A 24,085-nucleotide genomic window follows, 5' to 3' on the forward strand; every position below is an offset into this window, starting at 1 on the left:
TGCGGCCAGTCCTTATTACTGAAAACGGCGACGGGCGTTGGCTTCACGCGCGGCTTGCGCGACTTCGACCGGGACAACACGGCGTCCTACCGGCCACAGGGCGATGGTAGCAATTTTGAAATTAGCGATGCCAACCGGAATGCCTATAATCGTGATGCACTGGGCGATACCGGCGAAGATATGCATCAGACACAACCACCAGCCAAAGAAGATCAGCCATAAAATATTCAGCAGCGTGCCGCCGGTATTCATCAGGGCGTTTTTTCTTTCCGGCTCCAGCTCATCCACGTGTACGGCTTCATTTCCATAAGGAACGAGGGACAGTTTGGTGATTTCCCAGCAGGAGCGCGTCAGCGGAAGGGTGAAGATGAGCACGATGCTCACCAGGGTGGCAAAAAGCCAGGAAAGGGTGGTGGCAAAACCGCCAAGGACAAAATTCAACACATTCAGAACGGTACGCATAAACCCTCATTTCCTTCGATATGATTAACGCCCGGTGATTGTAACGTTTTTTTGGGCTGGAGCACCTTAAAACTGGCAGTTAAACTGTCTGACAAATTATGACCTCGTGGATCCGGCAGGATATGGAACTGAAAGCAACTTCAATGGGCAAACGCCTGGCGCAGCACCCTTACGACAAGATTGTCCTGCTCAATGCAGGAGTGAAAGTCTCCGGTGAACGCCACGAATACCTTATTCCGTTTAATCAGCTACTGGCCATTCATTGTAAACGAGGGCTGGTATGGGGGGAGCTGGAGTTCGTCCTGCCGGCAGACAAAGTGGTGCGACTCCACGGGACCGAGTGGGCGGAAACCCAACGCTTCCACCATCATCTGAACACGCGCTGGCAGCAGTGGAGCCAGGAGATGAGCGTGATTGCCGCACAGGTTCTGCAACAGGTGCTGGACGATATCGCGCTAAGCAATACGCAGCAGAAGTGGCTGACGCGCCAGCAAACCGCCGGGCTTCAGCAAAAAATCGCCCAGGCGCTGACGGCATTGCCTTTACCGGTGGCGCGGCTTGAGGAATTTGATAACTGCCGCGACGCGTGGCGAAAGTGCCAGGCCTGGCTGAGCGATATCGAGAAAAGCCGTCTGGCGCATAACCAGGCCTGGACTGAGGCGATGCTTACGCAATATGCCGACTTCTTCAGCACGGTGGAGTCATCGCCCCTCAATCCTGCCCAGGCGCGCGCCGTGGTGAATGGCGAGCAGTCTTTATTGGTGCTGGCAGGTGCCGGGAGCGGCAAAACGTCGGTGCTGGTGGCGCGCGCGGGTTGGCTTCTGACAACGGGCGAGGCGGTTGCAGACCAGATTTTGCTGCTGGCCTTTGGTCGCAAGGCTGCGCAGGAGATGGATGAGCGCATTCAGGCGCGTTTGCATACCCAGGATATCTCGGCACGCACGTTCCACTCCCTCGCTTTACACATCATTCAACAGGGCAGCAAAAAAGTTCCTGTTGTCAGCAAGCTGGAGAACGACGCTCAGGCTCGCCAGGCGCTGTTTATCAAGGCATGGCGTCAGCAGTGCAGTGAAAAAAAGGCGCAGGCGAAAGGCTGGCGTCAGTGGCTTGAAGAGGAACTCAACTGGGAGGTGCCGGAGGGCAGCTTCTGGCAGGATGAAAAGCTGGCGCGCCGGCTGGGCTCTCGTCTCGACCGGTGGGTAAGCCTGATGCGCATGCACGGCGGCTCTCAGGCGGAGATGATAGAAAGCGCACCGGAGTCGATCCGCGCTGTGTTTTCTAAACGGGTTAAGCTGATGGCGCCGATGCTGAAAGCGTGGAAAACCGCGCTGAAAGACGAAAACGCGGTCGATTTTTCGGGGCTGATCCATCAGGCCATTATCATTCTGGAGAAAGGGCGCTTCGTCAGCCCGTGGAAACACATCCTGGTGGATGAGTTTCAGGATATCTCGCCGCAGCGCGCTGCGCTGCTTTCGGCGCTGCGGGCGCAGAATAAACACACGTCGCTGTTTGCCGTGGGCGATGACTGGCAGGCTATCTACCGTTTCAGCGGGGCGCAACTATCCCTCACGACGGCCTTCCACCACTATTTTGGGGAAGGCGATCGCAGCGATCTGGACACCACCTACCGCTTCAACGCGCGGATTGGCGAAATAGCCAACCGTTTTATTCAGCAGAACCCGCATCAGCTGTCGAAACCGCTTAACAGCCTGACGTCGGGGGATAAAAAGGCCGTCACGCTGCTGGCGGACGATCAGCTGGAACCGCTGCTGGATAAACTGAGCGGCTATGCGAAACCGGATGAGCGCATTCTGGTCCTGGCGCGTTATCATCACCTCAAGCCGACGGCGCTGGAAAAAGCGGCGACGCGCTGGCCAAAACTTCAGCTCGATTTTATGACCATTCACGCCAGTAAAGGGCAGCAGGCCGACTACGTGATTGTGGTGGGGCTAAAAGAGGGGAGCGACGGTTTCCCTGCACCGGCGCGGGAATCCGTGATGGAAGAGGCGTTATTACCTGTTCCGGAAGATTTCCCGGATGCAGAGGAGCGGCGTTTACTGTACGTGGCGATAACCCGCGCGCGCCATCGCGTGTGGCTCTTGTTCAACAAAGAGGAGCCGTCGGTGTTTGTCGATATTTTGAAAAGTATTGACGTGCCGGTGGCGAGAAAGCCGTAACGCGCCGGGCAAATTCTGTAGGCCCGGTAAGCGCAGCGCCACCGGGCAAAAAACTACTTCAGTCTCTCCGCAAGATAACGCTGATAATCCGGGATCAAAATCTCCACCGGATCGTTAAACTGCGGCGATTCAATGATGAAATCTGCCGTTGAAAGATTGGTGGCTACCGGAATGTTCCACACCGTCGCCAGACGCAGCAGCGCTTTAACGTCCGGATCATGCGGAACCGCGTTCAGCGGATCCCAGAAGAAAATCAGAACGTCAATTTTACCTTCTGAAATCTGAGCACCTACCTGCTGGTCACCCCCCATCGGGCCGCTCAGCATGGCATTCACTTCCAGACCGGTTTCGCGGTGGATCAGGTTGCCGGTTGTTCCCGTGGCAGAAAGGGCATGATGCTGTAAAAGAGGCTGATGGCGACGAACCCAGTTAAGCAGCATTTGTTTACAGTGATCGTGCGCAACCAGAGCAATGTGCTTGCGCGCCGGAAGTGTGCGTGTTGTCAGTTCCATAATCTTATCCGTGAGGTTACCTCGTTACACGATGACGGGAACTGGCTGATGCTGCAAGAGAAAGGACGAAAAAATGTGGCTTACGACGAAGGTTGTTGCTTCGCCCATTGCAGAAAACGGGCGCGCGTGTCCGGATCGGCATTCTGGAACCAGAACTTGAGGCGTTGCTCAGTAAGGGTCTGCGACTGAGGGGGGAGTACATCCAGCTCCGATACGCCCGAAAGCAGGGTACTGTCATCCGCCATCATGGTGGCGAACTGGGGCAGCGAGGCGCGCCTGCTGGCCCTGTTGTAGGTCTCGGTGTCCGCTTCATAGTCTGTTCCCTTTGACCTTTTTGTCAGCGCCAGAATATCCAGTTTTACCGGGATGGGCATGGAGTCCCCGTCCACCAGTTCAATGCGCGGCGAGGCATCAAATGCCAGTGACTCCTTTTCTGTCTCAAGGCGCGGGAGACGAAAATTGACCTGGCTGATAAGCTGGGTATTAAAGCTGACCACCAGCGGAGGCGAAATGTACACCTGCTGTTCGTTGTCGGCGAGGCGAATGGTCTTTTCCACCCGAAAAACCACCTGGTGCGGGCCGTTATCCAGCTCGATACTGTCTGCACCCCGCAGCAGGGAGCTGGAGACTTTTTTCCCGTCCAGCACCAGCAGGTCAATGTCGGTTGAGAGTCTGAGGGTGGTTGCGAAAACACAAACCGGCATGATTAACGCAACCATAGCCCAGGCAATGTCGGTTTTCATAGCAGACTCCTGTAGACAAACTACCCGGTAAGAATGTATCAAAAGTTTTCGACAAACACGTTTACTAACATATAGACATATTCTGCCGTTTTGCCCTCATACTTCTGTATGGGATGCGTGGTTGAGATGTCCGCTTTGACGTACACTTTGAAAAAAGCCAGGAGGAAGAGCATGAAAGAGAACGACATTGTCGAGATTCTGACGTCCACGCGTACTATCGCGCTGGTCGGCGCGAGCGATAAACCGGATCGCCCAAGCTATCGGGTCATGAAATACCTTCTGGATCAGGGTTATCACGTGATCCCGGTCTCGCCGAAGGTGGCGGGGAAAACGCTGCTGGGCCAGCAGGGCTATGCGACGCTCGCGGACGTGCCGGAAAAGGTGGATATGGTGGACGTTTTTCGTAATTCAGAGGCGGCCTGGGGCGTGGCGCAGGAGGCGATTGCCATCGGCGCGAAAACGCTGTGGATGCAGCTGGGCGTGATTAATGAGCAGGCGGCCGTGCTGGCGCGCGATGCCGGGCTGAAGGTGGTGATGGATCGCTGTCCGGCAATCGATATTCCCCGTCTGGGGCTGGCAAAATAAAAAAAGCCCGTTTGACGGGCTTTTTTACACCTTCAGTTGCGCAGTCTTGGTGCCTGTAACTGTTTGCGGATGGTCTGAGCAAGCTCGTCCATAGTGGGTTGTTCCGGATGCTCATCCTGTAGTTCACCACTCAGCTGCGCTTCGGCAAGATAGGTATGGACAGGCTGACCATCGTCGCCCTCCATAACCACATGATACCAGGGCGCGGCGCGAAGCTCTGCGTCAACGGCCAGATCGTCTGCTGACGGTTCATCAAGGGAATACTCCGGGTCGATATCCACGACCACACCCAAATATCCAAGCAAGGTGTGGCGGACCTGCTGGCCGATACCGAATTTGCTGGCAATCATAGTCACCTCCCGGGAAACATTACATACACACTATGTGCGGGCAATATTTCTCTTTTCAAGTTACATGACGCGACAGGCAAACCCTTTCAGATACAGCCCTTCCGGGTAGGTAGCGATCACCGGGTGATCGGCGGCCTGACGGAACTGCTCTATAAATTGTACATCACGACCCGCATCTATTGCGGCATCGGCGATGATTTTTTGGAATAAATCTGTCGTCATCAGGCCAGAGCAGGAGAATGTCAGCAGCACGCCGCCCGGGTTCAGCAGCTGGATCGCCAGCATGTTGATGTCTTTATAGCCACGGCAGGCGCCCATCAGCTGGCTTTTGTTTTCAACAAACTTCGGCGGGTCCATCACGATGACGTCAAATTTCTCGCCCTGGTCGCGGTATTTACGCAGCAGTTTGAATACGTCGTCGCGCACAAACTCCGCTTTGCTCAGATCCAGCTTATTCAGCTCAACGTTCTGCTTCGCCACGTCCAGCGCTTCCTGTGAGGTGTCGACGCTCACCACCTGAGCACAGCCGCCCATCAGGGCAGAGACCGCAAAGCCGCCGGTATAAGAGAAGCAGTTCAGCACGCGTTTATCGGCAACGTACTGGCGCGTTGCCAGACGGCTGTCACGCTGGTCGAGGTAATAACCGGTCTTATGGCCGCCCTGGATATCCACCAGCAGCTTCATGCCATGTTCTTCGATAGGCAGCAGGGCAGGCGGCAGTTCGCCGGTGACCGGGCCTTGCGTCAGCTCCATGCCCTCTTTTTTACGTACCGCCACGTCGCTGCGGTCGTAAATGGCACATTCCGGGAACAGGGTTTGCAGGGCGCTAATCAGCGCGGCACGCTGGTATTCCGCCCCGGCGCTCAGCAGCTGCAACACCAGGAAATTGCCGAAGCGGTCAATGGTCACGCCCGGCAGCCCGTCGGACTCTCCGGCAATCAGACGATAGCTGTCCAGCCCGTCACGCTTTGCCAGCCACTCGCGCCACTGCTGCGCCTGTTGCAAACGACGGACAAAGAAGTCGATATCGATGGTTTCGTCTTTATCGAACGTCCAGACGCGCGCGCGGATCTGAGATGCTGGCGAGTATGCGCCGCGTGCTAACCATTTCCCCTGATGGTCAACAATATCGATGGTTTCACCGAGGCTGGCTTTACCTTCCATGCGGGCAACCGCGCCGGAAAAGACCCAGGGATGACGGCGCAGTAATGACTTCTCGCGCCCTTTGGCTAACACTAAACGTACACTCATAATTTGCTATTCTGTCGATTCCAATGAAATGGCCGCCATTTTCCCGACTTCAGTGAGGAAATGCAACGCGCCAGTCGGATAAGGAGAAGGATGATGTCAAATGTTTGCACCATTGCCTGGGTTCATGGCCTTGTACAGGGCGTCGGATTCCGCTACAGCACCCAGCGCGAAGCCCTTCAGCTCGGGCTGACAGGGTATGCGCGTAACATGGATGATGGCAGCGTGGAGGTTGTGGCCTGCGGTGAGGCGGATCGGGTAGAGAAGCTGGTGGCGTGGCTGAAAGCGGGCGGACCGCGCAGCGCGCGGGTTGATAAGGTGCTAACGGAACCGCATCAACCCGACCGGGAATACGCTGACTTCAGTATTCGCTATTAAATGCATTTTACCGGCTTTGGCAGGCCGGCGATTTTAGTCGCCTGTTTAGCCGGGCCTTTCGGAAACAGGCGATACAGATAACGGCTGTTGCCTTTCTCTTCGCCAAATTTATTCGCCATGGCTTTGACCAGCATGCGGATAGCCGGCGAGGTGTTGAATTCAAGGTAAAATTCTCGCACGAAGCGCACCACTTCCCAGTGTTCCGGAGAGAGGGTGATTCCTTCGTTTTCCGCAATTTTCTCCGCCAGCGCTTCGCTCCACTGGCTGCTCTCTTTCAGATAACCGTCGTTATCGGTTTCGATCTCTTTGCCTTCAAAACTCAACATATTCATTCACACGTTAGTCAAAAACCGCCTAAGTCTACCAAAAAAACAAAGCCCCGCATAAGCGGGGCCCTGTTCACAGCACGGTGAGTTAATCGCGGCTGGCGAAGCCCAGGATGCTCAGCAGGCTGACAAAAATGTTGTACAGCGACACATACAGGCTCACGGTGGCGCGGATATAGTTCGTCTCACCGCCGTGAATGATGTTGCTGGTTTCATACAGGATTGCGCCGGATGAAATCAGGATAAACACCGCGCTGATTGCCAGATGCAGCGCAGGCAATTGCAGGAAGATGTTCGCCAGCATACCGACCAGCACAATCACGATACCTGCCATCAGCATACCGCCAAGGAAGGACATGTCCTTACGGGTGGTCAGCACGTAGGCCGAGCAGCAGAAGAACACCAGCGCGGTACCGCCCAGCGCCATACCAATTACGTCGCCCATTCCGGCAGACAGATAGGCATTCAGGATTGGCCCCAGAATGTAGCCCAGGAAGCCGGTAAAGGCGAACGCGGAGAGAATACCCACCGGTTTATCCGCGGTTTTGTAGGTCAGGAACATCAGACCGTACATACCTACCAGCGTGAGGATCAGGCCCGGAGAAGGCAGCATCAGTACGGTGCTGGCTGTCGCGGTGATCGCCGAAAACGCCAGCGTCAGGCTGAGCATGAAATAGGTATTGCGCAGCACCTTATGGGTGCTGAGTAGCGATGTGCGGTCGCGTGAAGAAGTAATTATACGATCCATGAGTCACTCTCTTATGACAGATGTAATTAGCGCAAAGAATAGGAAACGGCGCGGCAGACGCAAAGTGGTTTTACCCATCTTTACTCAGCCCCTTAGGGATTATGCTGGTTTTTTATTCTGGCAAAGCCTTTGTACTCAGAATGAAGTGCGGTTTGTAGGGCGTATTCAGATCAACCTCTTATAGGTCACTGAAAAATATTGCGTTATTTCCCTAAGGCCGCTAAGAGTTATTTCCGGATCGTCATAAAAACAGACAATAAGGCGAAGGAAATGAAACCACAAACACGCACGCACTTTACACTCTCTTTGTTAACCGCAGGGATCCTGTGCGCCAGCACGGCAACCTGGGCGGCTAACGTGCCGGCAGGAACCCAGCTGGCAGAAAAGCAGGAACTGGTCAGGAACAACGGCAGTGAACCCGCCTCGCTCGACCCGCATAAAGTCGAAAGCGATGTCGAATTCAATATTATCAGCGATTTATTCGACGGGCTGGTCAGCGTCTCTCCGGCAGGTGAAATCCAGCCGCGCCTGGCGGAGAAATGGGAAAATAAAGACAACACCGTCTGGACGTTCCATCTGCGTCCGGGCATTACCTGGAGCGATGGAACCCCCATCACCGCGGAAGATATTGTCTGGAGCTGGCAGCGGCTGGTCGACCCGAAAACCGCCTCTCCGTATGCCAGCTATCCCGGTAGTATGCGTATCGTCAACGGCACTGATATCGCAGAAGGCAAAAAAGCGCCCGAGTCGCTGGGGGTGAAAGCCATCAATGACAGCACGCTGGAAGTTACGCTCACGCAACCTAACGCCGCTTTCCTGGCGATGCTGGCTCACCCGTCTCTGGTGCCGATTGATAAAGTCCTGGTAGGCCGTTTCGGTGATAAGTGGACCAAACCGGAGCACTTCGTCAGCAGCGGGGCTTATAAACTGTCACAGTGGGTGGTTAACGAACGCATTGTCGCGGTGCGTAACCCGAAATATTGGGATAACGAACATACCGTCATCAACAAGGTGACCTATCTGCCCATTTCCTCTGAAGCTGCTGACGTCAACCGCTACAAAGCGGGCGAAATCGACATTGTCTACACGGTGCCGATCAACCAGTTTGCTCAGCTGAAGAAAACGCTGGGGAGCGAGCTGGACGTTTCACCGCAGCTTGCCACCTATTATTATCAGTTCAACACCACCCGGCCGCCGTTCAACGACGCCCGCGTGCGCAAGGCGCTGAACCTGGCCCTGGATAAAGACATCATCGCCGGGAAAGTATTAGGGCAGGGCCAGCGCCCGGCATGGCTGATCAGCCAGCCGGATATTGGCGGCGTCAAGCTTCAGAACCCGGATTACGCCAGCTGGCCGATGGATAAACGCATTGCTGAGGCGAAAAAGCTGCTGGCCGAAGCCGGATTTAACGACAGCCATCCGCTCAGCTTTAATCTTCTCTATAACACTTCGGAATCGCACCAGCGTATTGCCATTGCCGCCAGCTCAATGTGGAAGAAGAACCTCGGCGTGGAGGCGAAGCTGCAAAATCAGGAGTGGAAAACCATGCTTGATACCATGCACACCCATAACTTTGACGCGGTACGCTACGCCTGGATTGCCGATTACGACGATGCGGCAACCTTCCTGAACAACTTCCGTACCGGGGACAGCCAAAACACCACTCAGTACAGCAATCCGGACTACGATCGGGCACTGGTGAACGCGGCGAAATCGAAAACGGCGGAGGAGCGCGGTAAATTCTACCAGCAGGCAGAAGATCTGCTGGGACGGGATGTACCGGCGATCCCGGTCTATCATTACGTGCGCACGCACCTGGTGAAACCGTGGGTAGGGGGGTTCACGCCAGACAAGCTCGGGTACTACTACACCAAAGATATGTACATCAAAAAGCACTAACGATCCGCGGTGGATATTATGCTGCCAAAACGGCCAATCTGTCGTCTATTCAACCGATTAAACGCATTTTGGCTATTTTTAAAGCGAACGAATGCGCGCACTCTTTACAGCGCGCGGTGAGGTGTTTATAGTTCGCCTCACTTAGGAAGCGTGGCCGAGCGGTTGAAGGCACCGGTCTTGAAAACCGGCGACCCGAAAGGGTTCTAGAGTTCGAATCTCTACGCTTCCGCCAAATTCGAAACCCCTGCGATAGCAATATCGCAGGGGTTTTTGTTTTTGCGCCAGTCTTCCGTCATGCCACCATGTTGTAGCTTATCGTGATCCCGGCGTCGGCCTTGCAGACCTGAGCTTTTACGCACCAGGTGTCCTCGATGTTTGCCGGCGTCAGAACCGCTTCGGGCGCGCCCGTGGCGGCGATCTGCCCGGCCTTCAGGAGGGTCAGACGCTGGCAATAATTGGCCGCAAGATTGAGATCGTGCAGTGCAACCACCACCGTAAGAGGCAGCTGTGAAACGAGCCGCATCAGCTCCAGCTGGTGCTGAATGTCCAGGTGGTTTGTCGGTTCATCGAGCAACAGCACCTGCGGCTGCTGGGCCAGCGCGCGGGCTATCTGGCTTCGCTGGCGCTCTCCGCCAGACAAAGAGTGCCATCGCCGCTGGCGTAAGCGGCATAACTGCATCAGGCCAATCGCCTGCTCAACCGCAGCCTCATCGTCGCGCGAGGTTTTCTGGAATGTTTTCCGGTAGGGCGTACGCCCCAGTCTGACAATGTCCTCAACGGTCAGTTCTCCGTCGACCTCAGCATGTTGCGGGACAAACGCCATGTGCTGCGCGCGTTTTTTCAGCGGCATCATGCCGAGCGTGGTGCCATTAAGCGCCACGCGTTCGCTGAGTCGTGGAAACAGCCCGGCGAGACAGCGCAGCAGCGTCGACTTGCCCGAGCCGTTTGGCCCTAACAGGCCGATAATCTGCCCGGATGGCAGGTCGAGATCGATATCCTTAAGCACCGTCTGCGCTTGTCGGGTTACGGTTAACCCGGCCACAGTAATATTCATGGATGCTCCTTTCGGTTTTGATAAAGCAACGCCACAAAGACGGGGGCGCCTACCAGCGCAGTCACCACCCCGATGGGCAGAACCTGGTGCACAATCAGCGTGCGTGAGACGATATCGGCGAGGATCATAAAGTGGGCGCCGATAAGAAACGTCAGCGGGATAGATAGACGATGGCCCGGCCCACATAGCATGCACGTTACATGGGGAATGACCAGCCCGACAAACCCCACTGCGCCCGTGGCGCTCACCAGCGTTGCGGTAACAATGGCACAGGTCAGCAATAAGACAATACGCACGGCGGTAACCGGGATCCCCAGCGTGGTGGAGACCTCATCCCCGAAGGTGAAGGTGTCCAGCGCCCGTGAAAAGAGCAATACCACCAGTAAACCCGCAAGCGTAACGGCCAGCGCCAGCAGCGCGTCAGGCCAGCGCACGCCGCTCAGACTTCCCAGCAGCCAGAACATGACGCTACGGGACTGCTCGGCATTGGCGGACGTGCTGACGACGTACGCGGTCATGGCGTTGAAGAGCTGGGTGCCCGCAATGCCAGCCAGTAAAATGCGCGACGGGCTTTCACTCATCCCGTTTGTAATCACCATGATGAGCGCAAAGGCGGCGCACGAGCCGACAAACGCACCGCTGCTCACGCCAATCACGCTCCCCCCGATGCCGAGAAGCATCACGCAGACGGCCCCCAGCGATGCGCCCGCGGAAATCCCCAGCAGATAAGGCTCAGCCAGAGGGTTACGCAGGATCGACTGCAACACCAGCCCGCACAACGCCAGGCCGCCGCCGCTGCACGCGGCCATTACTGCCCGGCTCATGCGATATTGCCAGACGATACCTTCCTCCGTTTGCGGCAACGCATAAGAGGTCAAACCCAGTCCGTTGAGGATCGCTTTCCCGGTACTGGCATACGACACCGGCATATCACCGATACTGGCGGCAAAGACCAGCATCAGCGGCAGCGCCATGGCACCGGCTGCCAGTAAACCCTGCTGGCGGCGGTCAAAAGCGAAATGACTCATTGTTCATCCTGGAAAGAAGCCAGCCGATCGCTGATAAGCTCAACCGCATCGACATTACGCAATGAAGGGTTTAACGACATCGCTGGCACCACGATGATGTGGTTGTTCCTGACCGCAGGCATGTTCTTTGTCACCGGGTCACTGCGCAAGAACGCTTTTTTTACCTCAACGTCATCGGCAGGGTAGAGCCTGCGGGACATCCCGGCGATAACAATCACGTCCGGCTGCGATCGGGCTATATGTTCCCACGTTACAGCGGGCCATTCGTCGTGAGAGTCAATAATGTTCTTCAACCCCAGCGTGCGGCTGATCCAGCCAGGCGCGCCGTAATTCCCGGCCACCCAGGGATCGCCATTCAGACGGCTGCTGGAGAACCAGAATACAACGCTAAGCGGTTTCGCGGAGGCGCGCGCCTGGGCCTTTTTAATACGCTCCGCCAGCGCACGATTGAGCTGCTCACCTCGCGCGGAAACATCAAAAATCGTCGCCAGATCTGTCACTTCCCGTGTAATTTCCGCCAGTGAAAACGGCGCGCTACGTGCTCCGTCTGCGTTTGAGGTTTCCGTTACCGTTTTATCCGTGCAGTCGGCAGGGGAGATCCACGTATTAATCCCCAGCGACGCAAACTGCTCACGGGTTCCCACTTCTCCCTGCGGACCAATGTGCCAGTGATACTGTGCGAGAACGAGTTCAGGTTTCTGCCCTACCACGGCCTCAAAGGAGGGGGAATTATCCGCAAGCCGGGGGAGGTTTTTCCCGGCATCCTCCAGCGTGGGTGGGAGCTTGCCGAACCAGACTGACGTCGCGGCGATCGTTTTCTCCAGCCCAAGTGCGAGCAGTAATTCTGTTTCATGCTGACCCACGGTCACGACGCGCTGAGGAGCATGCGTAAAGGTCTGCTTAACGCCGCAATTTTCAATCGTGAGGGGCCAGGTGGTTGCGGCGAAAGCGGCAGGCGCCATGGAGAGCAGTGAAGCCAGAAATAACCTATTTTTAAGTAACATAGAACGCAATCCGAAATTGTTATGTTATAACATAATACATATATTGTGACTGAGAGCAACACGCTCACCGTCGCTTGTTGCAGAAACGAAAGGCTGGACTATTCTCAACATACCCACCTGGCATTCGCGGGTTGCCTGAAAAATAACAAGATTTCTGACCTGGGGTAGTAAGGATGAAAAAGATCCTGCTCGCGTTTGCGTTCTGTTTTGCCGCCCTGAGCGCCTTCTCATCGTATGCCGCAGAGCCCCGCCAGGCGCCTACGGAGCAGGAGCGCGCCCGAACGGTCTATATCTTTCATCAGCCCATCGTCATGCTACAGGCGAAATTTGGCCTGACCACGCCGGAAGAGCGCGTTTTACGCATCCGCAACACCCTGCGCAATTTTACCGAGGCGGATGTGCGTGAGCCGCTCAGCATCGTCCCCGTGACCCGCTATAACCAGCAGGGACGGCTGATAGTGATGAACGGTAAACCTGTGATGCTGCTGACCGAAGGGGATTTGGACGAAGGCGACGATCTTACCCTCGATCAGGCCGCACAGCGCGTGCTGGCGCGCATGGAAGCGCAGAGAATGGCGCTGCGCGATCAATACGATACCGGCTGGCTGGCGCTGTCTACGGTAAAAACTGCCGCTGGCCTGCTGGGGCTGTTGCTGCTCTGCTATGGCGCGTGGCGTTCCTGGCGCTGGTTCCGGCGCGTCTACCGTCGGCGTATTGTGGAGAATCGCAGCCGGGTGCCGCAAAGCTGGCGGCGATACATTGGCGCCATTGAGATTCGGCTTTACGCCTTGCTGATGTTCCTGCTGGGGTTGATCGGCTTTTACGTCTGGCTGAGCTGGGCATTCAGTCTGTTTCCGTGGACGCGGGTGTGGGGCACGTCGCTGGGAGACTGGACGCTTCGCGTGGTGCAGCAAATCGCCCTGGCGATTGTCTCGGCCTTGCCGGGGCTGACGATTGTGCTGATCATTTTCCTCATTACCGCTTTTATTCTGAAGCTTCTCAGGATGGTGCTCAATCAGGTGGAGGCTGGTCGTCTGCAACTTCCCGGCGTACATCCGGAAACCGTGGGGGCTACCCGTAAGCTCATTTCCGTTGCCGTCTGGCTATTTGCTCTCTCCGCCGCCTGGCCGTTTCTTCCCGGTGCAAACTCGCTGGCGTTTAAAGGTATTAGCGTCTTCTTTGGCCTGATGTTAACGCTGGGCTCGGCAGGGGTGATGAACCATGCCATGAGCGGTCTGGTCCTGATTTACTCCCGCGCTCTGCGCAAAGGCGATGTCATTCGGGTGGCGGATAACGAAGGCAAGGTCAGTGAAATTGGCATGCTGGCGACCAAAATTATTACCCGGGAAAATTATGTCGTTACCGTGCCCAACGCGGTGGTGGTGAGCGGTAAGATCACCAATCTGAGCGCGCTACAGCCCGATGGCAGCCTCAATCTGACGGTCAGCGTCACGATCGGTTATGACACCCCATGGCGTCAGGTGCATGCCATGCTGGAGCTGGCCGCGAAACGGGCAAAAGGGATTGACCTTTCCGAGCCGCCGCTGGTACGCCAGTTAGGGTTAATGGACTGGTATATCGCTTACGAATTGCAGGTCCGTCTGCTGCCCGAACAGTCCCTCGCGGTTGCCCGCAATGAACTGCATAGCCAGATACAGGATGTGTTTAACGAATTTAACGTGCAGATCATGTCCCCGAATTTTGTTATGCAGCCAGAGGGCAGCGTAATGGTTACCAAAGAGAACTGGTATACCGCGCCAGCCAAACCCCCTCAGGGCGAAACGTGACGGCCCGGTTTTTTTGTGGCAAGGCAATATGTTACAGCTTTTAATCGACGATCGCCGATTTTACACGGGTCATCGCCAGAATGTTTTTTGAGCGCATATTTAATTTCTCGAGGATCCTCACGCGGTAGGTGCTGGTCGTTTTTTGTGACAGTTGCAGCTTTTTCGCGATCTCATGGTTTTCCAAATGAAACAGCTTCAGCACGTCATATTCGCGTCGCGTAAAGGAGTGTGTCCTGAGCGCCCGGTAAAAGCGCATCAGCTGCTGAAAAGGGTGAGCAGTAAAATGCATCGACGAATAGATAATATTATCGATTCTCACTGCGCGGTTGGCTTCTATCTCATGCATCAGGACAATGTAATCACGCTTAACTTTTTTGACCTGCCGAATGGTTTTATTGCGTAACTTATCCTGTTCAATCGCAATGATAAAATCCATCGCCTGATCGACCCCATCAAGATCGTGAATATCCGCGTCATCGCGAATCAAATGGGTTGATGTCAGGGAGCTTGATACACCATGGCAAAGGTAATAGTTATCACTGATAAATAAAAAATTCATAATCGTCGTTAAATAAAGTCATGGCTAATCTCTTATCGCAGTGATCCACGGTTAATGGGTGTTGTGCGAAAAAGAGTCTAAATGACCACCCGCGAATCTAATAAACGTTATGAATGTAAAAATAAATGTTTACATTTTAGCCAGTCGATGGCGAAGAAATCAGCGGGACGGAAGGGGAGGACGGAAGACGTGTAATGTTATGCAATTTCGTGCTTTACATCATGCTCAGAGATGTTTATAGTGCGCCTCACTTTGGAAGCGTGGCCGAGCGGTTGAAGGCACCGGTCTTGAAAACCGGCGACCCGAAAGGGTTCTAGAGTTCGAATCTCTACGCTTCCGCCAAATTCGAAAACCCTGCGATAGCAATATCGCAGGGTTTTTTCGTTATTCCAGCCCCAGCGTATACTGCGCGATTTTGAAGTAGATAATCAGCCCGGTCCCGTCGATTAGCGTGGCGATAAACGGTGCGGAGACCACCGCCGGATCGATTTTGCAGCGTTTCAGTACCATCGGGATCACCGACGAGACGATGGCGCTCCACAGTGTAATGCAGACCAGCGTCAGGCTGACGATGAGCGTGATTTCCATCCCAATACCCATCATCCAGGCGCGAACGCAGCCCGCCAGACCCAGCGTGGCGGCAATCATTAACGAGGTGCTGATCTCTTTGCGCAGCACGCGACCCACATCGCGAAGGTGGACTTCACCCAGCGCCATGGCGCGCACCAGCGTCGAGGTGATCTGCGTCCCGCTGTTTCCGCCGGTGCCAATCAGCAGCGGAATAAAGAACGCCAGCGCGATGGCAGATTCCAGCGCCTCTTCAAAATGCTGGATCACCGAACTGGTATACGCTTCCGCAACAAACAGCAGCAGCAGCCAGACGGAGCGTTTTTTCCACAGGCTGAAGGCGCTGGTTTCCAGATAGGGCTTCTCCAGGGGCAGCGTCGCCCCCTGAAGCTGGGCATCTTCAGTAACGTCATCTTCCAGCAGATGGGCGATTTCACGCTCGTTAAGGCAGCCCACCAGCTTGCCGTGGGTCACCACCGGCACTACATCCGCACCCGCGTGCGCCAGCAGCCCGGCGACATCCGCCCGCTCATCTTCCGGTTTGAGCTGAATAAAATCCGATATCATCAACCCCTTAACAGGCTGCACGGTGTCCGTGGCCTGCAATAATTTGCGTACGGCGATTAAACCCGCGAGGCGACCGTTATCTTCGATAAAAATATGCGACGGAATATCATCATCTTTTAATTTTTCAAAGAACTGCTCGCGTGCCAGAGCTACGCATAATGAAATATCGATAACGATAAAATCGGTATTCATATATTGCGCGATGGCGCTGTCATTAAAAGCCAGATTTTGGTTGTGAATAGCGTAAGACATAGTAAATTCCCTTTGAATAATAAAATCTCTCAGGGGCGAGCAAGACAGGGCATGTCGGAAAGGAGATCCCCACGTCCTGGGTTCAGCACTGTACACCGTATCCCACAAGGGAAGTTATACTGACAAAGCCTTGATTCGACAGTGCCTGTTTTACCCTGTGCCGGTTCTCTCGAACCCACCAGAGCGATAACGTGTATTTGTACAGGAGCCTCGCCATAACGAGATCGTTGTAAAACGAGAGGGATAATACGCCTGTTTAAATTTAGTGCTCAGAAAATTAAATAATGTTTAAGAACGGTTTAGGTAAATCTTATTAATAAAATGTTGAGGGTTTATTTAAGGTTATTCATTTTAAATGGACAATTAAATTATTAACGGGGGAGGGGAAAATGACATGGTTTGATAACCTGCTGAATCATTTTGCGCTATATCCGGCACATCTGTTTGTGCTGTTATTCGTGATGGCGCTGAGCAAATCGACGGTGCTGATCTCCTCCGTGCTGCCGCCCGCGTCGGTGATGCTGCTGGCGGGCATTACCGTCAGCCAGGGGAGCATGCATCCTGCGCTGACGTGGCTCGCCGTGGTGATGGGGGCAACGGCGGGTTCGGTGCTGAATTACCATATCGGCCAACTGATGGGGCATACCCGGATGGTCACGCGCTTCACCTCAAAGCATGCCAATAAGTTCCTGCGGGTCCAGCATCAGCTGCAAAAGAACGGGGTCATCGTGCTTTTTACGTCGCGCTTCCTGGCGGTGTTGCGTTACATCGTCCCGCTGGCGGCCGGGATGCTCAGGCTGAACGCCGTCAAGGTCTACGCCGTCAGCCTGCTTTCCGCCTGTGCGTGGGCGGCGCTGTATGTCGGCGCGGTCACCGGCATCAGCGCCTTTTGAATTACAGGCTCCCCATTCCGCCGTCCACCAGCAGTTCCGTTCCCACCGTGTAGCTCGACTCGTCGGAGGCCAGATAGAGTGCGGCTTTTGCCAGCTCGGTCGTCGAGCCCATTCTGCCCAGCGGCACCAGCTTAATGACCTCTGCCATCATCGCGTTAAGCGCCTCGTCGCTTAAGCCCGTTTTCGTAAACGCCGGGGTTTCCACCGGACCGGGACTCAGACCGTTGACGCGGATCCCGCGCGGCAGCAGCTCCGCCGACAGTGTACGCGCCAGCGACAGCACGGCGGCCTTGCTCGCGGCATACGCGCTACTGGTGGGCAGGCCGATGCGCGCGCTCACGGAGCCGCAGAGGATCACCGAGGATGGGTTATTCAGCAGCGGCAGCAGCGCCTGAATTAAAAAGAACGGTCCCTTCAGGTTGATGTTCATCAGACGGTCCCAGGCCTCTTCCTGCCAGGCTTCCAGCGGCGCGTGCGTTACGTCACCGGCGTTGAGAAAGACCGCATCCAGGCGTGGCCAGCGGGCGGTGAGGGTCTCCGCCAGCGCTTTTTGCGACGAAATATCGCCTGCGTCGGTTGGGATCACCCAGGCCTTATCGCCCAGAATGCGCTCTGCTTCGGCGAGGGTATCCGGGTTGCGTCCGGTTACGGCGACGCGGGCCCCTTCGGCGATAAACACCTGCGCGGTGGCGAGACCGATACCGCTGGTGCCGCCGGTAATCAACGTATACTTATCGGTTAAACGACCCATGTTCTTCTCCTGAAATGTCTCTGGAGAAAGCACTATAGAAACGTTAGTATCGAAAGGAAACCAGGTACCAAATGGATACTAACGAGGCAAGAGGTGTGAAATGGCAGAGCTGCTGGAAGCGTGCTGCGAAAAAAAATCTGAGGCGTATACCTGCCCGATGACGCAGTTTGTGAACCTGATTTCCGGTAAGTGGGCGATCCCCATTCTCTATCGCCTGATTGTGTTCAATACGCCCGTTCGCTTTGGCGATCTGCTGCGTGCCGCTGCCCCCATCACCCAGAAAGAGCTGACGAAGCAGCTGCGCCTGTTTGAGCAGCGCGGGCTGGTGACGCGAACGGTCTACCCGGAGATCCCGCCGCGCGTGGAGTATCAGATCACCGAGCTGGGGCTAACCCTTCAGGACGCACTCTCGCCGCTGGCCGCCTGGATGAGCGAATACGGCGACCAGCTTCAGCGTTAGGCTACTGTTTTACGTAGCGCGGATCCCCGCTTCATCGGTGAGATTGGCCACCAGAATATCGACTGCGACCCCGTAGCGCGCGTCGCGAACAATCAGCAGCGACCACCAGTCGCCGATAATATCCAGCGAACGGGCGACGGGGCAGGTGCTCTCTTCAAGGCGGGTACGTTTCACAGCGAATTCTCCGGTGGGGTATGGTTTTTTTATAAAACTCATCGGCACACGCCGTAAGCACGTTAATCATCAGTTTGAGAAATGCTTCCCGAAAAACCTGTCACGGATCTGTCACACTCAGGGCGACATTAAAAACGTGTGAGGAATTAGGGATGAGAAAAGCACTACTCGCAGTTGCCGTGGCAGGTACCCTTTCCGTGACCTTTGGCGCACAGGCGCAGGACACGCCGGACGGCTATCAGCTGGAACAGGTGCTCATCATGAGCCGCCACAACCTGCGCGCGCCGCTTGCCAATAACGGCAGCGTGCTGGAGCAGTCCACGCCGAAGCAGTGGCCGGAGTGGGACGTCCCGGGTGGACAGCTCACCACCAAAGGTGGCGTACTGGAAGTGTATATGGGTCACTATATGCGCGAGTGGCTGGCAGAGCAGGGGATGGTGAAGACGGGTGAATGCCCGCCAGCGGATACCGTCTATGCCTACGCCAACAGCCTCCAGCGCACCGTGGCGACCGCGCAGTTCTTTATCACCGGCGCGTTCCCCGGGTGCGATGTTCCTGTGCATCACCAGGAAAAAATGGGCACCATGGACCCCACCTTCAATCCGGTCATTACCGATAACTCCCCTGAGTTTCGCGAGAAAGCGCTGAAAGCGATGGAGACGGAACGGCAGAAAATGCAGCTGGATGAAAGCTACAAACTGCTGGAACAGCTGACAAACTACAGCGACTCGCCGTCCTGCAAGGAGAAAAAAGTCTGCTCCCTGACGGAGGCGAAAGATACGTTCAGCGCCGATTATGAAAAAGAGCCGGGCGTCTCCGGGCCGCTGAAGGTGAGTAACTCGCTGGTGGATGCGTTCACGCTACAGTATTACGAAGGATTCCCGACAGACCAGGTGGCCTGGGGGGAAATCAAAACCGATCAGCAGTGGCGCGTGCTGTCGAAGCTGAAAAACGGCTATCAGGACTCGCTGTTTACGTCGACGGAGGTGGCGCAGAACGTGGCTAAACCGCTGGTGAAGTACATTGATAAAGCGCTGGTGACCGACCAGGCAAAAGCGCCAAAAATCACCCTGCTGGTGGGGCACGACTCCAACATCGCCTCGCTGCTGACCGCGCTGGACTTCAGGCCTTATCAGCTGCACGACCAGCAGGAAAGAACCCCGATTGGCGGTAAAATTGTCTTCCAGCGCTGGCATGACAAAAACACTAATCAGGAGCTGATGAAAATTGAGTATGTCTACCAGAGTTCAGATCAACTGCGTAACGCCAGCGTACTGTCGCTGCAATCCCCTGCGCAGCGCGTGACGCTGGAGCTGAAGGGCTGTCCGGTGGATGGCAACGGCTTCTGTCCTGTCGATAAATTCAATGCGGTGATGAACAACGCGGCGAAATAGAAGAGAGTTCCCGCTGCACAAGCCTGTCTCTTATAAACAATATCCCTGATGTTTGAGCCAGGCTTCTTTTCAGATCGTTTCCGTGTCGACGACCTGAGCGGTGAAACTGTACTCGGCCAGCAAAACGTGAGTAATTATATAAATAATTTGTATCCTTAGCAGGTCTAATTATTTATCTCCTCCATTTATATTCAATACTGTTATTTCCCTCTCAAAGATCAGATATTTACAACAAATTTGAATTATGTAAACTTTTCACTTTACCCATTCTATTAGCGTGGTTTCTGGTATGGATAACTGGTCAGCGCTTTTTGACGGACAGACCCGATACTTTCTGGACATTAATGACAGTACAGTGAAGCCGGATGTCCTGCGTTTTCGCGGCAGGGAAGCCCTGAGCGAGCCCTTCCGCTGGGACATTGAGTTCACCTCCGTGCAGGCGAACATTCCCCCGGAACAGGTGCTGATGAAACACGCCACCCTGCGCATGCGCAGCGGCAGGGCGGTGCACGGCATCATCACCCGTCTGGAGTGGCTTTCCATCACCGCCGACCAGTCGCATTACCGGGTGGAGCTGAGCTCCCGTCTGGCGCTGCTCAGCCGCACCCGCCAGTGCCGCATTTTCCAGAACCAGTCCGTACCGGAGGTGGTGGAGCAGGTTCTGCGTCAGCACGGGCTGGAAGGGCCGGACTTTGAGTTTCGTCTGGAGCGCAGCTATCCGGCGCGTGAACTTATCACCCAGTGGCGGGAGACGGATTTACAGTTTATCCAGCGCATTCTGTCAGAGGTGGGGATTTACTGGCGTACGGAGATGGATGATGTGCGCGGTCTGGATACGTACATTTTTGCCGACAGCCAGCTTAACTACCGGTTTGACGTGCGCCTGCCGTACCGTGAGCCATCGGGTCTGTTTGACGGTGCGGCGGAGTCAGTCTGGGATGTGCGGACCTGGCACAGGGTAGTCACCGGCACCGTCGCCACGCGGGATTACAACTACCGGACAGCCACCACGCCGATGGATGCGACGGTCAGCGTGCGCAGTAATGCGGTGACGACGGGCGAGCACTACCGCTACGCCGCGCCGTACCGCACGGCAGGGGACGACAGCGACCCGGAGCCGGAAACCGAGTCCGGTGCCTTTTATGCCCGGCTTCATCACGAGCGGGAACTCAATAAATCAGCCCGCATTCACCTGTTCAGCAATGCCTCACTCCTCGCGCCCGGTCAGGTGCTGGAGCCGCAGGGCGATGTCATTGATGCCCTGAAAGAGGGGGTCATCCTCACGCTGGTGACCTTCCGGGGAGCGCGGGATTCCCGCCTGCATGTGTCGGTCCGGGGAATGCCCTACACTGAGCGCTACTGTTTCCGCCCGGCGGATAGCCCGCGCCCGGAAATTCACGGCACGCTTCCGGCGCGGATTGAGAGCCGTGAGAAAAATGACATTTACGCCCATCTGGATGAGCACGGACGCTACCGCGTCAGGCTGGACTTTGACCGGAACGATGCAGAACAGGGATTCGCATACCTGTGGCTGCGGATGGCGAAACCGTATGCCGGAGAGACGTACGGCTGGCATACGCCACTGACCGACGGGACCGAAGTGGCGATTGCGTACAGCAACGGCGACATCGACCTGCCGTACATCGCGTATGCGCTGCACGACTCGGAACATCCTGACCCCGTGACCCGCGACAACCACACCCGCAACGTGCTGCGCACTCCGGCGAACAACAAGCTGCGGATGGAGGATAAGCGCGGTGAGGAGCATGTCAAGCTCGCGACGGAATATGGCAAAACGCAGCTTAACACTGGTCACCTGGTGGACGCTCAGGGAAAAGCCCGCGGTCAGGGAACGGAGCTGCGCACCGATGAGTGGGGAACCCTGAGAGCAGGGAAGGGGTTGTTTGTCAGTGCGGATGCGCAGGCGAAAGCGCAGGGTGCTGCACTGGACATGGATGCCGCACTGAAGGAAATCGGTCGGCTTAACCAGCAACTGCAACAGCTGGAAATGGCGGCAGAACAGGCGCAGGCGCTGAAGGCGGATGTCGACAGCCAGATACAGATGTTTGAGCAGCGGTTGAAGCCTCTCAATGAGGTGCTGCTGATGTCCGCTCCGGAAGGGATGGCGCTGACCAGCGGGGAGCATCTGCAAATGACAGCCACAAAAAACGTTGCCGTTAACGCCGGGGGCGATATCAGCGCCGGAACAATGGGCAATCTGACGCTGCTTACCGGGGAGAAGCTGGGACTGTTTGCCCGGACAGGTCAACTGAGCGTCAAGTCAGGGGAAGGGCCGGTGGAGGTGCAGGCGCAGAACGCCAGCCTGCGGCTGTTTGCGGAGAAGAAGCTAACGATGAGCTCGGCGGGTGACATCTCCCTAGCCGGGAAAAAACGTATCACGCTGATTGGTGGCGGCAGTTACCTGAAACTTGAGGCGGGGAAGGTTGAATACGGCACGACAGCAATATACCTGCGAAAGGTGAAAAGGACGATGGCGGCGGGAAGCATTACCCTGGAGCAGCGTCCGACTGAAATGCCCGCTCCATTACCAAATTTATCATGTGGTCCAAATACAGCGTATTTCAGGGTCCTGGATTCCTTAACAGGATCTGAAAATATTGAGTTTGCATATCAATTACAGACATCTACCGGTACAGCGGCAGGAAGAACGGATTCAGCCCTGACGCATGTAGTAAATTCAGATACAGAAGAAAACGTAAACCTGGTCTATGTTTTCCAGATCAGAGCGGGGACAAGGTAATGGCAGTTTCATCAACAACAACCACAAAAGAGCAGGAGCAGCAGGAAAAGAAGGTCAGTGTTGATTTCTTTCACATTGATATGATTCCCAATGCAATGAGAAAGATGGGCTGGGAAATGGCACCCAAATTAATGGAGCATTGGTTCAGTATTTTCCCAGCTTACTCATTTAATAAAGAATCAAAAACGGAACTTTTAAACTGCGATGCAAGAAGCATCCCTCCATCTAAGGTGAATGATAACATTGTTAAAATGGCATGGGCGAATCAGTATCCCCAGGTTAAAAATGGTATTAATGAGCTTAGGTCAACGTGGCACACCATAAATAGCCGAAAGATATTAAAAAAGCATATATCCAAGTTAGATATCTCTGAAGGGGAAACTATTAAGTTTGGGTTTTCAGATGATGTGAAAGAATTAGATGCGACAGCTCAGGCTAATTTTCTTATAATTGGCGATAAATTCGATACGATAAATGATTGGTATGGCGCAATTGGTAATTGTAATTTAAAAGTATGCGTCCGTGGGACAGTCAATCTACTTAATGATATACTTACTCTGACTATTGAGTCTTTAGGGTTTTATATTAAAGATACATACGACTTTCTGGATAATCATAAATTTGGTATCGATATACCAGAGTCATTAGGCATTTGGGGGAAAGAACGAATTCTAAATAAAGTGGAAACACTTTCGTATATGTCATCCTACGGATCAGGTGCATTTGGACTTTTAGTTGAAATATTTCCCGGCTTTGTGCCAGTGTTTAATTCCGACTTCAGGAAATGGCAAAAAAAACATAACACTGGTGGAGACTATATAGTTTTTTCTGATTTGCTTTGGCTGCCACCATTAGATAAAGACCGTTTGGTGATTCTATGAATAAAATGAAAAGGTTGAAATTATGTCTATTATTCACACCATTTTTTATATTGTGGATGATTTTATCACCAACAGCCTTCACTGGAGATTTCAACAAAACACACGAAAAAATTAGTGAAGATGGAAAATACAAAATTGTGGCTTATTATGTCCTGCCCACTACCCCAGTATCTTTTTTTCAATGGGCTTTCGAAGGTGATGTTTTTTTGGTACTGTATGATGCGGATAATAATTATTTAGGCCAAAGTTCACCATTTTGGTTTACAGACCAATATACTATTTTTGGAAATGATATACTTTTCCCTGATGATACTGATGGAGAAGATAAGTCATTATATCTTAACGGGGTAAATGATTTTACCGAAGGTTACACAATCCCCGTCAAAAAGAAAAAATGGTGGAGTGTTTTTTACTCATTTTTTTATTGAATAGTAAAAACCCAAAAATGATGGTTGTTTTATGATGAAGCGAGTTTTCAGTGCTTTTTTATCGCAGTATTAATTGTTGCTTTTCTACAAAGAATAT

24 protein-coding genes, 2 tRNA genes, 1 pseudogene and 1 riboswitch are annotated in these 24,085 nt (G+C 54.4%); of the genes and pseudogenes, 13 read left to right on the forward strand and 14 right to left on the reverse strand.

Annotated elements, in window-relative coordinates; all coding sequences use genetic code 11:
• Positions 1 to 15: 15 nt before the first annotated feature.
• Complete coding sequence (locus L379_RS14650) at positions 16 to 462, reverse strand: YccF domain-containing protein (protein ID WP_003858149.1); 447 nt, start codon at positions 460 to 462, stop codon at positions 16 to 18.
• A 122-nt stretch (positions 463 to 584) separates the two neighbouring features.
• On the opposite strand from L379_RS14650, the gene helD reads away from it, so the two are divergent.
• Entirely contained in the window at positions 585 to 2,639 is a 2,055-nt protein-coding gene (gene helD, locus L379_RS14645) for a DNA helicase IV (RefSeq protein WP_032653161.1), read from the forward strand.
• Between the two features lie 53 nt (positions 2,640 to 2,692).
• On the opposite strand, the gene mgsA is transcribed toward helD, so the two are convergent.
• Positions 2,693 to 3,151 carry a methylglyoxal synthase gene (mgsA, locus tag L379_RS14640; protein ID WP_003858146.1) on the reverse strand — a complete coding sequence of 153 codons (459 nt, stop codon included), beginning with the start codon at positions 3,149 to 3,151 and terminating at the stop codon, positions 2,693 to 2,695.
• A gap of 80 nt (positions 3,152 to 3,231) precedes the next feature.
• Positions 3,232 to 3,894 carry a curli synthesis inhibitor gene (locus tag L379_RS14635; RefSeq protein WP_032653163.1) on the reverse strand — a complete coding sequence of 221 codons (663 nt, stop codon included), beginning with the start codon at positions 3,892 to 3,894 and terminating at the stop codon, positions 3,232 to 3,234.
• A gap of 171 nt (positions 3,895 to 4,065) precedes the next feature.
• On the opposite strand from L379_RS14635, the gene L379_RS14630 reads away from it, so the two are divergent.
• On the forward strand, positions 4,066 to 4,479 hold the full coding sequence (locus L379_RS14630; protein ID WP_006809337.1) for a CoA-binding protein: 414 nt from the start codon (positions 4,066 to 4,068) through the stop codon (positions 4,477 to 4,479).
• A 32-nt stretch (positions 4,480 to 4,511) separates the two neighbouring features.
• On the opposite strand, the gene hspQ is transcribed toward L379_RS14630, so the two are convergent.
• Positions 4,512 to 4,829, reverse strand: a complete 318-nt coding sequence (gene hspQ / locus L379_RS14625) for a heat shock protein HspQ (protein WP_003858136.1) — start codon at positions 4,827 to 4,829, stop codon at positions 4,512 to 4,514.
• A gap of 60 nt (positions 4,830 to 4,889) precedes the next feature.
• Complete coding sequence (gene rlmI, locus L379_RS14620) at positions 4,890 to 6,080, reverse strand: 23S rRNA (cytosine(1962)-C(5))-methyltransferase RlmI (protein WP_017693677.1); 1,191 nt, start codon at positions 6,078 to 6,080, stop codon at positions 4,890 to 4,892.
• A 93-nt stretch (positions 6,081 to 6,173) separates the two neighbouring features.
• Between rlmI and yccX the strand changes: the two genes are divergently transcribed.
• Positions 6,174 to 6,455: an acylphosphatase gene (gene yccX, locus L379_RS14615; RefSeq protein ID WP_017693676.1), complete on the forward strand. Its 282-nt coding sequence runs from the start codon at positions 6,174 to 6,176 to the stop codon at positions 6,453 to 6,455.
• Here yccX and tusE read toward each other — a convergent pair.
• The gene (gene tusE / locus L379_RS14610) at positions 6,452 to 6,781 is read right to left on the reverse strand and encodes a sulfurtransferase TusE (RefSeq protein WP_003858129.1); all 330 of its coding nucleotides are present in this window, start codon (positions 6,779 to 6,781) and stop codon (positions 6,452 to 6,454) included. The two genes, yccX and tusE, sit on opposite strands and share 4 nt — an antisense overlap.
• 88 nt (positions 6,782 to 6,869) lie before the next feature.
• The gene (yccA, locus tag L379_RS14605) at positions 6,870 to 7,529 is read right to left on the reverse strand and encodes an FtsH protease modulator YccA (RefSeq protein ID WP_003858127.1); all 660 of its coding nucleotides are present in this window, start codon (positions 7,527 to 7,529) and stop codon (positions 6,870 to 6,872) included.
• A gap of 270 nt (positions 7,530 to 7,799) precedes the next feature.
• Between yccA and L379_RS14600 the strand changes: the two genes are divergently transcribed.
• The gene (locus L379_RS14600) at positions 7,800 to 9,428 is read left to right on the forward strand and encodes an ABC transporter substrate-binding protein (protein WP_032653165.1); all 1,629 of its coding nucleotides are present in this window, start codon (positions 7,800 to 7,802) and stop codon (positions 9,426 to 9,428) included.
• 144 nt (positions 9,429 to 9,572) lie between these two features.
• A tRNA-Ser gene (locus L379_RS14595) sits at positions 9,573 to 9,660 on the forward strand.
• A 60-nt stretch (positions 9,661 to 9,720) separates the two neighbouring features.
• Here L379_RS14595 and L379_RS14590 read toward each other — a convergent pair.
• Genes L379_RS14590 through L379_RS14580 form a run of 3 tightly spaced genes read right to left on the reverse strand, consistent with a single transcriptional unit; the run spans position 9,721 to position 12,514 of the window.
• Positions 9,721 to 10,482, reverse strand: a complete 762-nt coding sequence (locus L379_RS14590; protein ID WP_032653167.1) for an ABC transporter ATP-binding protein — start codon at positions 10,480 to 10,482, stop codon at positions 9,721 to 9,723.
• A complete protein-coding gene (locus L379_RS14585) occupies positions 10,479 to 11,510 on the reverse strand; it encodes a FecCD family ABC transporter permease (protein ID WP_032653168.1) in 1,032 nt (343 codons plus the stop codon). Before L379_RS14585 ends, L379_RS14590 begins: the two co-directional genes overlap by 4 nt.
• Positions 11,507 to 12,514 carry an ABC transporter substrate-binding protein gene (locus tag L379_RS14580; protein WP_032653170.1) on the reverse strand — a complete coding sequence of 336 codons (1,008 nt, stop codon included), beginning with the start codon at positions 12,512 to 12,514 and terminating at the stop codon, positions 11,507 to 11,509. Before L379_RS14580 ends, L379_RS14585 begins: the two co-directional genes overlap by 4 nt.
• 173 nt (positions 12,515 to 12,687) lie before the next feature.
• Between L379_RS14580 and L379_RS14575 the strand changes: the two genes are divergently transcribed.
• Complete coding sequence (locus L379_RS14575; protein ID WP_032653172.1) at positions 12,688 to 14,301, forward strand: mechanosensitive ion channel family protein; 1,614 nt, start codon at positions 12,688 to 12,690, stop codon at positions 14,299 to 14,301.
• Positions 14,302 to 14,341: 40 nt separating this feature from the next.
• Here the strand turns inward: L379_RS14575 and L379_RS14570 are convergent, their stop codons facing one another.
• Entirely contained in the window at positions 14,342 to 14,860 is a 519-nt protein-coding gene (locus L379_RS14570) for a LuxR C-terminal-related transcriptional regulator (protein WP_003858117.1), read from the reverse strand.
• Between the two features lie 254 nt (positions 14,861 to 15,114).
• On the opposite strand from L379_RS14570, the gene L379_RS14565 reads away from it, so the two are divergent.
• Positions 15,115 to 15,202: transfer RNA gene (locus tag L379_RS14565), tRNA-Ser, on the forward strand.
• 42 nt (positions 15,203 to 15,244) lie between these two features.
• Here L379_RS14565 and L379_RS14560 read toward each other — a convergent pair.
• On the reverse strand, positions 15,245 to 16,246 hold the full coding sequence (locus L379_RS14560) for a magnesium transporter (RefSeq protein ID WP_032653174.1): 1,002 nt from the start codon (positions 16,244 to 16,246) through the stop codon (positions 15,245 to 15,247).
• Positions 16,247 to 16,306: 60 nt separating this feature from the next.
• Positions 16,307 to 16,476: riboswitch (M-box (ykoK) riboswitch) on the reverse strand.
• A 159-nt stretch (positions 16,477 to 16,635) separates the two neighbouring features.
• On the opposite strand from L379_RS14560, the gene L379_RS14555 reads away from it, so the two are divergent.
• Entirely contained in the window at positions 16,636 to 17,139 is a 504-nt protein-coding gene (locus L379_RS14555) for a DedA family protein (protein ID WP_015570881.1), read from the forward strand.
• Position 17,140: 1 nt separating this feature from the next.
• Here the strand turns inward: L379_RS14555 and L379_RS14550 are convergent, their stop codons facing one another.
• Entirely contained in the window at positions 17,141 to 17,890 is a 750-nt protein-coding gene (locus L379_RS14550) for an SDR family oxidoreductase (RefSeq protein ID WP_032653176.1), read from the reverse strand.
• A gap of 100 nt (positions 17,891 to 17,990) precedes the next feature.
• Between L379_RS14550 and L379_RS14545 the strand changes: the two genes are divergently transcribed.
• The gene (locus L379_RS14545; protein WP_017384779.1) at positions 17,991 to 18,350 is read left to right on the forward strand and encodes a winged helix-turn-helix transcriptional regulator; all 360 of its coding nucleotides are present in this window, start codon (positions 17,991 to 17,993) and stop codon (positions 18,348 to 18,350) included.
• A gap of 66 nt (positions 18,351 to 18,416) precedes the next feature.
• On the opposite strand, the pseudogene L379_RS26270 reads toward L379_RS14545, so the two are convergent.
• A pseudogene (locus L379_RS26270) lies at positions 18,417 to 18,524 on the reverse strand (winged helix-turn-helix transcriptional regulator); the annotation flags it as partial.
• 152 nt (positions 18,525 to 18,676) lie between these two features.
• On the opposite strand from L379_RS26270, the gene agp reads away from it, so the two are divergent.
• From agp to L379_RS24575, 4 genes are all read left to right on the forward strand, one after another.
• Positions 18,677 to 19,918: a bifunctional glucose-1-phosphatase/inositol phosphatase gene (gene agp, locus L379_RS14540; protein ID WP_032653180.1), complete on the forward strand. Its 1,242-nt coding sequence runs from the start codon at positions 18,677 to 18,679 to the stop codon at positions 19,916 to 19,918.
• A 289-nt stretch (positions 19,919 to 20,207) separates the two neighbouring features.
• A complete protein-coding gene (locus L379_RS14535) occupies positions 20,208 to 22,679 on the forward strand; it encodes a type VI secretion system Vgr family protein (protein WP_081754686.1) in 2,472 nt (823 codons plus the stop codon).
• Entirely contained in the window at positions 22,679 to 23,560 is an 882-nt protein-coding gene (locus tag L379_RS14530) for a DUF6402 family protein (RefSeq protein ID WP_032653182.1), read from the forward strand. The genes L379_RS14535 and L379_RS14530 overlap by 1 nt, the downstream gene beginning before the upstream one ends.
• Complete coding sequence (locus L379_RS24575) at positions 23,557 to 23,988, forward strand: DUF6201 family protein (RefSeq protein WP_050597034.1); 432 nt, start codon at positions 23,557 to 23,559, stop codon at positions 23,986 to 23,988. Before L379_RS14530 ends, L379_RS24575 begins: the two co-directional genes overlap by 4 nt.
• The last annotated feature ends 97 nt before the right edge of the window (positions 23,989 to 24,085 follow it).

The organism is Enterobacter sp. MGH 33 (assembly GCF_000534535.1).
GTDB classification, from domain to species: Bacteria; Pseudomonadota; Gammaproteobacteria; order Enterobacterales; family Enterobacteriaceae; genus Enterobacter; species Enterobacter hormaechei_C.

Bases quoted from the DNA above. Each gene is read 5' to 3' on its own strand.
- L379_RS14650 (WP_003858149.1), bottom strand. From the start codon at position 462: ATGCGTACCGTTCTGAATGTGTTGAATTTTGTCCTTGGCGGTTTTGCC.
- helD (WP_032653161.1), top strand. From the start codon at position 585: ATGGAACTGAAAGCAACTTCAATGGGCAAACGCCTGGCGCAGCACCCT.
- mgsA (WP_003858146.1), bottom strand. From the start codon at position 3,151: ATGGAACTGACAACACGCACACTTCCGGCGCGCAAGCACATTGCTCTG.
- L379_RS14635 (WP_032653163.1), bottom strand. From the start codon at position 3,894: ATGAAAACCGACATTGCCTGGGCTATGGTTGCGTTAATCATGCCGGTT.
- L379_RS14630 (WP_006809337.1), top strand. From the start codon at position 4,066: ATGAAAGAGAACGACATTGTCGAGATTCTGACGTCCACGCGTACTATC.
- hspQ (WP_003858136.1), bottom strand. From the start codon at position 4,829: ATGATTGCCAGCAAATTCGGTATCGGCCAGCAGGTCCGCCACACCTTG.
- rlmI (WP_017693677.1), bottom strand. From the start codon at position 6,080: ATGAGTGTACGTTTAGTGTTAGCCAAAGGGCGCGAGAAGTCATTACTG.
- yccX (WP_017693676.1), top strand. From the start codon at position 6,174: ATGTCAAATGTTTGCACCATTGCCTGGGTTCATGGCCTTGTACAGGGC.
- tusE (WP_003858129.1), bottom strand. From the start codon at position 6,781: ATGTTGAGTTTTGAAGGCAAAGAGATCGAAACCGATAACGACGGTTAT.
- yccA (WP_003858127.1), bottom strand. From the start codon at position 7,529: ATGGATCGTATAATTACTTCTTCACGCGACCGCACATCGCTACTCAGC.
- L379_RS14600 (WP_032653165.1), top strand. From the start codon at position 7,800: ATGAAACCACAAACACGCACGCACTTTACACTCTCTTTGTTAACCGCA.
- L379_RS14590 (WP_032653167.1), bottom strand. From the start codon at position 10,482: ATGAATATTACTGTGGCCGGGTTAACCGTAACCCGACAAGCGCAGACG.
- L379_RS14585 (WP_032653168.1), bottom strand. From the start codon at position 11,510: ATGAGTCATTTCGCTTTTGACCGCCGCCAGCAGGGTTTACTGGCAGCC.
- L379_RS14580 (WP_032653170.1), bottom strand. From the start codon at position 12,514: ATGTTACTTAAAAATAGGTTATTTCTGGCTTCACTGCTCTCCATGGCG.
- L379_RS14575 (WP_032653172.1), top strand. From the start codon at position 12,688: ATGAAAAAGATCCTGCTCGCGTTTGCGTTCTGTTTTGCCGCCCTGAGC.
- L379_RS14570 (WP_003858117.1), bottom strand. From the start codon at position 14,860: ATGAATTTTTTATTTATCAGTGATAACTATTACCTTTGCCATGGTGTA.
- L379_RS14560 (WP_032653174.1), bottom strand. From the start codon at position 16,246: ATGTCTTACGCTATTCACAACCAAAATCTGGCTTTTAATGACAGCGCC.
- L379_RS14555 (WP_015570881.1), top strand. From the start codon at position 16,636: ATGACATGGTTTGATAACCTGCTGAATCATTTTGCGCTATATCCGGCA.
- L379_RS14550 (WP_032653176.1), bottom strand. From the start codon at position 17,890: ATGGGTCGTTTAACCGATAAGTATACGTTGATTACCGGCGGCACCAGC.
- L379_RS14545 (WP_017384779.1), top strand. From the start codon at position 17,991: ATGGCAGAGCTGCTGGAAGCGTGCTGCGAAAAAAAATCTGAGGCGTAT.
- agp (WP_032653180.1), top strand. From the start codon at position 18,677: ATGAGAAAAGCACTACTCGCAGTTGCCGTGGCAGGTACCCTTTCCGTG.
- L379_RS14535 (WP_081754686.1), top strand. From the start codon at position 20,208: ATGGATAACTGGTCAGCGCTTTTTGACGGACAGACCCGATACTTTCTG.
- L379_RS14530 (WP_032653182.1), top strand. From the start codon at position 22,679: ATGGCAGTTTCATCAACAACAACCACAAAAGAGCAGGAGCAGCAGGAA.
- L379_RS24575 (WP_050597034.1), top strand. From the start codon at position 23,557: ATGAATAAAATGAAAAGGTTGAAATTATGTCTATTATTCACACCATTT.